This window comes from Dethiothermospora halolimnae (assembly GCF_037577855.1).
Classification (GTDB): Bacteria; Bacillota; Clostridia; order Tissierellales; family VENL01; genus Dethiothermospora; species Dethiothermospora halolimnae.
The window spans coordinates 46,267-56,851 of the sequence record NZ_JBAKFX010000022.1; the positions used below are offsets into that span (position 1 = coordinate 46,267).

The 10,585-nt window shown below is 29.9% G+C and carries 8 protein-coding genes; 1 reads left to right on the plus strand and 7 read right to left on the minus strand.

The genetic code is table 11. The features are described from left to right. Nucleotides 1–29 precede the first annotated feature (29 nt). The 4 genes from V6137_RS10515 to V6137_RS10530 form a co-directional block, all read right to left on the minus strand. Nucleotides 30–2,393, minus strand: a complete 2,364-nt coding sequence (locus tag V6137_RS10515) for a glycogen/starch/alpha-glucan phosphorylase (RefSeq protein ID WP_425447885.1) — start codon at nt 2,391–2,393, stop codon at nt 30–32. Between the two features lie 4 nt (nt 2,394–2,397). Next, the gene (malQ, locus tag V6137_RS10520; protein WP_425447886.1) at nt 2,398–3,879 is read right to left on the minus strand and encodes a 4-alpha-glucanotransferase; all 1,482 of its coding nucleotides are present in this window, start codon (nt 3,877–3,879) and stop codon (nt 2,398–2,400) included. 33 nt (nt 3,880–3,912) lie between these two features. After that, nucleotides 3,913–6,057: a TIM-barrel domain-containing protein gene (locus V6137_RS10525; RefSeq protein ID WP_425447887.1), complete on the minus strand. Its 2,145-nt coding sequence runs from the start codon at nt 6,055–6,057 to the stop codon at nt 3,913–3,915. Between the two features lie 198 nt (nt 6,058–6,255). Next, nucleotides 6,256–6,399 carry a hypothetical protein gene (locus V6137_RS10530; RefSeq protein ID WP_425447888.1) on the minus strand — a complete coding sequence of 48 codons (144 nt, stop codon included), beginning with the start codon at nt 6,397–6,399 and terminating at the stop codon, nt 6,256–6,258. 241 nt (nt 6,400–6,640) lie between these two features. Between V6137_RS10530 and V6137_RS10535 the strand changes: the two genes are divergently transcribed. Next, complete coding sequence (locus tag V6137_RS10535; protein WP_425447889.1) at nt 6,641–7,234, plus strand: hypothetical protein; 594 nt, start codon at nt 6,641–6,643, stop codon at nt 7,232–7,234. A gap of 296 nt (nt 7,235–7,530) precedes the next feature. Here the strand turns inward: V6137_RS10535 and V6137_RS10540 are convergent, their stop codons facing one another. The 3 genes from V6137_RS10540 to V6137_RS10550 all read right to left on the minus strand — a co-directional run bounded on the left by V6137_RS10540 (nt 7,531) and on the right by V6137_RS10550 (nt 10,492). Further along, nucleotides 7,531–8,457, minus strand: coding sequence for a transposase (locus V6137_RS10540; protein ID WP_425447890.1), 927 nt, complete (start codon nt 8,455–8,457; stop codon nt 7,531–7,533). 149 nt (nt 8,458–8,606) lie between these two features. After that, the gene (locus V6137_RS10545) at nt 8,607–9,572 is read right to left on the minus strand and encodes a hypothetical protein (RefSeq protein ID WP_425447891.1); all 966 of its coding nucleotides are present in this window, start codon (nt 9,570–9,572) and stop codon (nt 8,607–8,609) included. Between the two features lie 146 nt (nt 9,573–9,718). After that, on the minus strand, nt 9,719–10,492 hold the full coding sequence (locus tag V6137_RS10550) for an ABC transporter permease (protein ID WP_425447892.1): 774 nt from the start codon (nt 10,490–10,492) through the stop codon (nt 9,719–9,721). Nucleotides 10,493–10,585 lie beyond the last annotated feature (93 nt).

Consider the following 10,585-nt stretch of genomic DNA (forward strand, 5'->3'; position numbering starts at 1 on the left):
ATGCTTTTATTAAAATATATTATTACTAACTAAGCTTTTTTAATATCCCATATTTCTTTGGCATATTGTTCTATGGTTCTATCTGATGTGAATTTGCCAGCATTGGCCATGTTTATCCAACATTTCTTTGCCCAGTCCCTTCTATTCCTAAAGGCATTATCTACCCTTTTATGGGCCTCTCTATAACTATCAAAATCCTTCATCAAATAGTACTGATCAGGACTATGCCAACTGGCTCCCTTTAAAATAGAGTCATGGAGTTCTTTAAATATCCCAGTATCTCCATCGCTAAATGTACCATCTATTAAAGAGTCCATTACTCTTTTTAATCCCTTTACTTCTTTATAATACTTTGTTGGATTGTAACTATCCTCTATTTCTTTTATATCTTCTACCTTAAGTCCAAATATGAAGTTGTTTTCTTCTCCCGCTTCTTCTACTATTTCAATATTTGCTCCATCTAATGTCCCTATTGTTGGAGTACCATTTAACATAAATTTCATATTCCCTGTTCCCGATGCTTCTTTTCCCGCTGTTGAAATTTGTTCTGATATATCTGCTGCTGAAAATAGCTTTTCTCCATAGGAAACCCCATAGTTAGTTACAAGTACTACTTTAATCTTTTCATTTATATCTTTATCATTGTTAACTAACTCTTTGATCTCGTTTATAAACTTTATAACTCCCTTGGCCCTTTCATAACCTGGAGCTGCCTTTCCACCAAAGATAAATGTTCTATTGACCATATCTAAATCTGGATTATCTTTTAATCTATAGTATAGGTCTAATATGTGGAATGCATTTAATAATTGTCTTTTATATTCATGGAATCTTTTAATTTGTATATCAAATATGGAATTAGGGTCTATTTCTACACCTTCATTTTCCTTGATATATTCTGCCACCTGATTCTTTTTCTTTTGTTTAATATCTAAAAATTTATTAAGGATCTTTTCATCATCCTTATACTTTTCTAACTTTTTTAACTCTTCTAGATTTGTTATCCATTTATCTGAACCTAATAAGTCTGTTATAAGATCTGAAAGTTCTGGATTAGATTTTAATAACCATCTTCTTTGGGTAATTCCATTGGTTTTATTGTTAAATCTTTCAGGATATAGTTTATACCAGTTGTTTAATTCACTTTCAGTTAAAATATCAGTATGAACCTGGGCCACACCATTTGTTGAATGGGTGCCATAGATTGCAAGATATGCCATCTTAATATTATCCCCTGATATTATTTCGTAATTTTCTGTCTTTTGGGACATGCCTTTCTCTTTTAGTTCCTCTATTAATTTTTCATTTATTTTTTCAATCATTTCATATACCCTAGGTAATAGGGATTTATAAAGTTTTATTGGCCATTGCTCTAAGGCCTCCTGTAGTATTGTATGATTAGTGTATGCAAAGGTTTTCACTGTAATGTTCCAAGCCTTATCCCACTCCATATCATATTCATCAGTTAATATTCTCATCATTTCTGGAATAGCAACTGTTGGATGGGTATCATTTAGTTGTATTCCATGTAGGCTATGAAAGTTATCTAGATTATCATAGTTTTCTAAGTGTTTTCTAATTAAATCCTGTAATGATGCAGAAACGAAGAAATACTGTTGTTTTAATCTTAGTATCTTACCTTCCTCCCTTGAATCATTGGGATATAAAACCTTAGATATATATTCAGCATCATTTTTATCCTTTACCGATAAGTCATAATTTTGTTTATTAAACTCCTCTAAGTCAAAGGGCCTAATAGCTTCAGCTTTCCATAGCCTTAAAGTGTTTATTGTATTTCCCCCATATCCTATAATAGGTGTGTCATATGGAATAGCCAAAACATCTCCATCACTAAAGTTTACCACTACCTTATCCTGAGATTTTCTTATGGACCAAGGGTCTCCAAACTCTAGCCAATTATCATGTTTTTCGACTTGAAAACCATCTATAAATTTTTGACTGAAAATACCATATTCATACCTTAATCCATATCCCATTAAGGGATAGTCTAGTGTGGCAGCTGAATCAAGGAAACAAGCAGCCAATCTTCCTAAACCACCATTCCCCAATCCAGCATCATCTTCTGCTTCTTCTATTTTGTTATAATCTATTTGGTATTCTTCTAATAACCCTTTTATTTCTGACTTCCAATTCATATTTATTAAATTGTTACTTAAAGCTCTTCCCATTAAATATTCTGCCGAAAAGTAATATGCCTTCTTTTTACCATGATATTTACTTAAGGAATTGTTCCACTTAGGAACTATCTCTTCCATAAGTCCCTTTACTAGGGTAATGTACTTCTCTTTGTCATTACAATCGATAAATTTCTTGCCAAAGGTCGTTAGTGAATAACTTTTTATTCTTTCTTGTATTTTTCCTTTATAATCCAAAGGGTCACCTCCTATAAGTATTTGTTATATCCCTTAACCTTGTTATTAGTTCATCATTAATATCTGTTTTTTCCATTCTCCAAATCCAGTTGCCGCCAATAGTCGATGGAATATTCATCCTAGATTTGTCATCTAGACCTAAAATATCTTGCATAGTAGTTAGAGCTAAATATGAATTTGAACTCCAAGCTCCCCTTATGAAGCCCCAGTTTGATCCTTCGTGGGAATCTAGTTTTAAATATTTAGTTGCATATTCCCTAGTTTTATCATCTACTAAGTTCATCCACCCAATAACTGTTGAATTATCATGGGTTCCTGTATATACTACAGAATTTTTATTATAATTGTGGGGTAAATAGTCACTTTCCTCCCTTGGATCAAAGGCAAATTGTAACACCTTCATTCCCGGAAAACCTGAATCCTTTAAAAGTTTTTCTACATCTTTTGTTAAAAAGCCTAAATCTTCTGCTATTATATTTAAATCTCCCAGTTCACTTTTTAATGTATCAAAAAGCTTCATTCCTGGTCCCTTAGTCCATCTACCATTAACTGCATCTTTAGAACCATATTTAACTTCCCAATAGGACTCAAAACCTCTAAAGTGATCTATTCTTACTACATCAAATAATTTAAAGCTATGTGCAAATCGTTCTATCCACCATTTATAATTATCTTTTTCCATTGCTTCCCAATCGTAAATGGGATTACCCCATAATTGACCCTTTGCTGCAAAGGCATCTGGAGGACATCCTGATACTGTTTTAGGAATTAAATTATCATCTAAATTAAATAATTGTGGGTTTGACCATACATCGGCACTATCCTCTGATACATATATTGGTAAATCCCCTATGATATTTATCTCTTTCTTATTTGCGTATTTTTTTAAATTTTTCCATTGTTTATCGAAAAAGTATTGGGTGAAAATCCAAAAGTAAATAGAGTCTTCATTATCTTTTTCAAACTTCTTTACTTCATCGGAATCTATTTTTCTATATTTTTTATCCCAATAGAACCATGACCTATTGTCATGATAACCTTTCAAGGCCATAAATAGTCCAAATTCCCTAAGCCACCATTTGTTTTCCAAATAGAATTTATTAAGTTCATTATATATATTATCTTTAGCACTATTATAAACTAGCCTTAAAATTTCCAGCTTATTTTTATATAATAATCCGTAGTTTACTTCTTTAGGATTATTTCCTAGGTTATACTTTTTAATTTCCTCTAAGGTTATATATCCCCTATCAATAAATTCCTCTAGGTCTATAAAATAAGGGTTTCCTGCAAAAGCTGAAAAGGATTGATATGGAGAGTCTCCATAACTAGTAATCCCTAAAGGTAATACTTGCCAATTTTTCTGATTGGTCCTTTCTAAAAAATCAATAAAATTATAGGCTTCTTTTCCAAAATCTCCAATTCCATAATCACCGGGAAGAGAAGATATATGAAGTAAAATACCACTTTGACGTTGTTTTTCCATAGCATTCTCCTTTATCTAAATCCACTGTATTAGCTAATCAACTGAAATTTCTTTATATTTTATATTGTTTTGGGAATCTACTATCTTAAAGCTTATATTTTCTATAGTTGGATTAGTATTATCCACTTGTATCTCGTAATCATCAGCTTTTTTAATAATCTTAATCTTGGTTGTGAAACTTTTTCCTTTTGTAAAGTCATAACTTACTCCATCATCATCGTATAATTGATATTTAGCTTCTTTATCAACATAGGCTAAAACTGATAAAGTGTTTTGATCTAATTCCTTTACATTTTTAGAAGGTTTTGTATAGGGAATCATTGTATCCTTTCTAATGAAAAACTTTAACTCATCTAAGTTATAATTTACATATTGAATTCCCTTTTCCCTTACAAGACTAGTCATATTTTCTTTTAAGAAGGACACCTCTAACATTTCCTCTGGAAGATATACATATCTTCCTTTATGATTGGGATGATGTATCGGTATTATCATTAGTTGATCCCCTAAAAGAATTTGATCCTCTACTTCTTTAGCTAAATCTCCTTTAAATTCAAAGGATAAGGGCTTAAACATTAATTTATGGTTATTTACAGCTTTCATATATTCTGAATAAATATATGGAATAAGCATATACCTTCCCTTTATTATATTTCTAGAATTATTCATAACTTCTTCTGTAAAAGCATAGGGTTCTTGATTTGCAGAACCAATGGCTGTATGATTTCTAAGTAGTGGTGTAAATACACTTAGTTGTAACCATCTGGTTAAAAGTTCACCATTACAATGACCACCAAATCCACCAGTATCCCCTCCAATATAGAAAAATCCACACATATTTAATGAAGGCATCATTTTTATATTTTGTTCTAAATGGGACCACCAAGAGGAATTATCTCCTGTCCAAATTCCACCATATCTATGCATTCCTATTGAAGAAGCTCTAGATATTAATAAAAACCTTTTATCATTTAATAACTTACTTAACCCTAAATTTGCAGACTTAGTCATATAATAGCCATACAAATTATGAACTTCATCATTGGAAACTTTCTTTCCATCTACGTTATGATAAAAACTCTGATAGTATAAATCTTTATTAGCTAAGTTGGAAAAATTATCTTTTAACTCAAAATATGAATAAACATTTAAGTTCTGTCCTTTTTTTTCATTTGCATATTCTATGGCTTGATTTAAGTACTTTTCTTGATAAAATATAGCTGGTTCATTCATATCATTCCAGAAACCTTCAATTCCACAATCGGTTAAAGCTTTATACTTTGAACCAAACCATAATTGAGTTTCTTCCTTCATAAAGTCTGGAAAATGAACTTTTCCTGGCCATACTACTCCTTCATAGGGTTTACCATCTTTATCCCTACAGAAATGATCCCCTTTAATGCCCTCTTCATATATGTCATATCCATCTTCTACCTTTACCCCTGCATCTATTATAGGAACTAAATATAAACCATCCTCTTTTAATTCATTAACAAAATCTTTGAACCCGCTAAATCTTTCTTCTGATATAGAAAAGTCTTTAAAATTATCCATATAATCTAAATCAAGATAAATTCCTTCTAATGGTATATCATTATTTCTAAAAGTATCATATACTTTTTTTACATCCTCTTTATCTTTATATCCCCATCTACTTTGAAAATATCCAAAGGCCCATTTAGGAGGAACATAAGGTTTACCTATTATCTCTAAAAATTTATTTGATATATTAGTTGGATTATCTCCTTCGATTATATAGATGTAAAAGTCCTGCCCATAAATTTTAATATTCAGATAATTCTTATCATGATAACCTACATCATATTTAATTCTAGTTGGAAAATCAATAAAGTATCCCCTAGAAACTTCTCCAGATACTATAAAAAAGTTATGGGCTGAGTAAAGCTTAGTTTTATCTTCTGTGTGACAAGCATCATCGGTACAGTAGGATTCGTATAATCTACCCCTTTTATTTATCTCTCCTAAATTCCCTCCCAGACCATAAACCATGTCTTCCGGTGAAAGGGCTATAGATATATTACTATGTTTATCTTGAAAATTAATATCTAAATCATTTTTTTCTTCTGAAATCACCTTTTCTTTAACCACTGCTCCTGTTTCTATTGGATTACCATACTTAAATACTTTTATTCCATTATTCATTTTATATGTTTCCATGGTCAAGTCCCTCCTACACTCTTGCAAGCGCTTGCACAAATGCTATATAAATAAACATATAATTTAAAATTATATGTTTATAATCTTTTGCAACCGCTTGCACTGTTGTTATATAAATAGAATACACCATTTCATTTCAATTGTAAAGTGTTGTTAAAAATAAAACTATTAGGGATAAATAATATTAAACCGGTTCATTTAGAAATTTACTTGTTTAAACCGGTTGATTTCATCTTTTAATAAAAAAATAAACTTCCACTCTAAAAATTTTTTCTTTATATTATTTTGACTTTTTCTCTTTTTTATATCTATATTAAAATCTTTAGCACCTGATTTCTTCATATTTTGTCCCCTTTGTTTGTTAGGTTTTTTAATGTTTAGACAGAATATACTTGTCTAACTTCTTCCTATATAAATCCATATAGTGAGGTTGATTCATTACTATTAAGGGATATATAACCGATTACTCATAGTTGGAAGTTATATACTCTATCTTCTCATTATTACAGTTAATAAATAGTTGAATATATTATGTATATGGTATATAATGTATAAAAATACATAAACTTTTAGGGGGAGTTAAATGAAAAAAACAAACATAACTATAATTATAATATTAACAATTTTAGCAGTTTTTTACCTTTCATATGATACAGCATTTGAGTATTTATATGGATATCCTAAAGACTTTAATTTTGCACTAAAATATGGAGTTAAAGGTCTTAACAAAGTAGATACCTTTAAAGATACCATAACAAAGGACACAGTGGAAGGCTTAAAAACTATAAAGTTAAAGTTAACTCATGAAGATATGAAGAAGATATATAATGAGATGAAGAATATGGATATTTTAAATATGCCAACTAAATTTGAGAAAAGAAGAGAGATGTATCCAGTAGGACTATACTCACTAAGAATCAATTTTAATGGAAAGGAAAGACAAATAGAATGGACATCCAATGATTTTATGCCAATAGATATTTCCTTTGATGAAGTAGTAATCGAAAATGAAGAAACTGGTGTGTCTATGATTGAATTTGTACCAAATAATAAAAAGGAAAAAGATGAGGAGTATATAAAACTAGAAAAACTAAGTAAATTAAAAATAGTTATACAAAATATTATAGAAGACAAAAGAAAGGTGAAACAATTACCAGAAAGCAACTTATATTTATAAAGATTGATACACAGCTTATATCTTTATTTCTTTTGTTAGCTCAAATCACTTAAGATTTTTGACATTACTACTGGCTCCCTTTTTATCGTTTTCAGCGCCGATTAATTTTCAAACCGGTTCATTGTATAATTTTATATGTGTTTAATTTGAAAAAAACACATTTGAGATTAGAACAACCTTTATTTTTTTGTTATTTTCCCCCTTTTATTCCTTAATTAGATTGCTTGTCCAAATTTACTATAATTAAATAAAATTTTTCGTTTATTAATTTTAAATTTAAAGATAAATTTGCCTATTTATGAACACTTATCTAAAAAATCATCTATTATACTTTTATACTTGTCATCTCCAAATAGCAAATCCACCCCTAAAGAACATAATCCCGACACCCTCGATTGAGTTATATTTCCAAAATAACCACACACATCTTTAGTTTTATAGTCACAAAACCTTATTATAAGTACCATACTTATAGCTTTAGCTTCCGTTGTTTCTCTAACATATTTCATTTTTATCTTAGTTCTATCTTGATTTATATAATTTGCCACAAAATCAATCACATTATCGGGTTCTATATCCTTAGCTATAACAACTTTTTCACTTTTATATTCACATTTTTGATTTTCAAAGCCATATTTTAATTCTATTTGTTTTTCTTCATCTTCAGAATTGGGCACTAACATAAAATCTAAGTATTCTTTTATAGCTTTTTTCTTATTTTTTTCGCTATATAACTTTAATATAAAGTCAGTATCTAGTATTTGGAACTTATCTTTTACCTCTCCCAAGTATATAGGGGCACTTGAATAGGGATATAGAAACACTTTTTTACCCCATCCTTTTAATTTTCTAGGGTTTTTGTGGATATATTTTGATGCTTGAAGTATATACTTATCATTATCTATTATTTCACTTCTAAACCTGTCTGAAAAAACATGGCCTCTTCTTTCATATTTTATATTATAATACTTGGCATATGATAGATTTAATCCGTGCATTAGTCTTGATATATCAGCTCCAGCTGAATCAATAACCATATGGGCATGATTATCCATCAAGCAATAAGCATATAACTTAAAACCATACTTCTTTTTATATCTTTTTAATCTTAGCAAGAATTGTTCCTTATCATAGTCATCTCTAAATAATAAAATTCCATCAACAGATCTAATCATCACATGATAAATCGAAAAATTTGTTTTTGATCTAATAGGTCTAGGCATAGCAATACCCCTTTCGCTAATTTTTATGTCTTAAGTATTAGCTTAAGAGATATTTTTTATACATGATTTAATATTTTATTGTATGAACCGGTTTTATATTTGGAGAAGTTTATTGTATTTAATTTACCGGCTTTTTCACTGAACCGGTTTTAAATTTGGGATCTATCGTCTACTTTTCTTATTACTGAATGACAAATGGGTTCAAAGTGTCTTAACCAGAACCTTTTTCCTTCTCTATTTTGGGATTCAAAATCTACGGTACAATGCTTCATACCATTTTTTATTCCCCAATTTATAACTTCAGCTAGAACATTAGTAGCTATATCCAAACCTCTGGTTCTGGGATCTGTGTATCCAAAGTTTACCCCTAGAGTCCCCTTATCTTGAACCGTTTTAGCATTAGGCCCTTTGCCGACCATTGCTCTTATGGCAGATACCATTTCCCCTTGCCTTTCTGCCACAAAAGTTATAACATCTTTATTAAAAAAATTATTTTTTAACTCCTCAATTGTAGGTTCCTTGCCTCTATTTAAAAATATCGGCTCTCTACTTAAATGGGCATTGATACCTTTATCAAATCTTTTAATATCCATAATATCATCTAATTTGGCCCTTCTTATTAATATATCTTTTGACCTGTCTATTTCTATTGGTACCATAGGTCTTAGTCCATCTATTACTAATAACCCAAATGAAAGGTTAAAGAACAGCTCCTTTAACAAATCATCATTGGCATAATATGTAATGCAGTGGGTATAGTTTTCCATGGAAATCCATTCTTTTGAAAGATATCTATAAAGTCGATAATATATATCTTCTTTGTTATCATTACCAAGGGAACTATGGCCCCATTCAGGAATATAGACTCCTTTGTTATTACCTTTAAATTCCTTTATATTTGCATATCCTGCCATGTAACCTACTACTTCACCATTTTTAATAGCTACTGCCGATGGATTATCACTTATACCCTTTAGCAGTGAAAAGATACTATCTAACTTTTCATATTTACCAGGTAATTCTTTATGATCTCTCCTTAACCTACCATAATTATCAGTAAATATTTTAACTGCATCTTCAACATAATTATTAATAAATGGTTTTATTTCGATCACTTAACCGCCCCCTTATTTTCCACCTTAAATTCCTTAGACCATTATATTATACTAATGAGTTCTATATACACCTTTCATCTCCTTTATATTTCTAACATATTTATAAAAAAGGTCCTAACTTGAAGCCTCAGAACCTTTCTTTATAATTAATCAACTTCCATTTTCTCCATATGCCAACATCCATATATAAGTCCTCCAATAAACATTACAATAGCTATTATGACTGTACTGGGTAAAATAGTGATACCTTTGATAATACTATAATTATTCTCTATCAACATAAGATTAGATACCACCGGTAATGGAAATGGTATAAAACTTCTCACCTTTGGATTAACTAAAAACACTATACTTGTAATAAGCTGTGCAAAAATATATATTGACGGAGCAACTATGTTTCTACTAACTAATGCTATGGACCCGGTTACTGTAATCATAAGCATTTGAAAGGCAAAAGCTTTTATAGTAAGTGTTAAATGTTTTATTATAATTGTGGTTGTAAGGGTATCCTTAAAACTTATAGTGCCTATAACTATAATTATAATAAACTCCACAATATATAATAGGAATGCTACTAACACTATTGCAATGATTTTCCCCACAAATATCTTCCATCTATTATATCTATACATTATCAATGTTTCCATTGTATTGTTTTTAAATTCACTTACAAATACATATGCTGTGAGTATATTTATGGCTATAAGAAAACCATATGAAAACATAGTCATATTTAGCCATGTAAATAGATCATCGACATTTACTATAGATGACTTATTTAATGGAATATTGGTTATATACATCAAAGCAAATACTCCTAAAGTTAAGAGTATCCAAATTCTTTTAAATTTTTTCAACTCACATATTATAATATTATACATAGTATACCTGGTTTCTAAAACTATATCAAATAACATCATAAGAAATTATTAAGTATAGTTTTTCACTTCTTACAAAAGTGGTAGCATCACAGGATTCAGCTACTAGGGTGTAGCCCCTTGACTACAAATTCC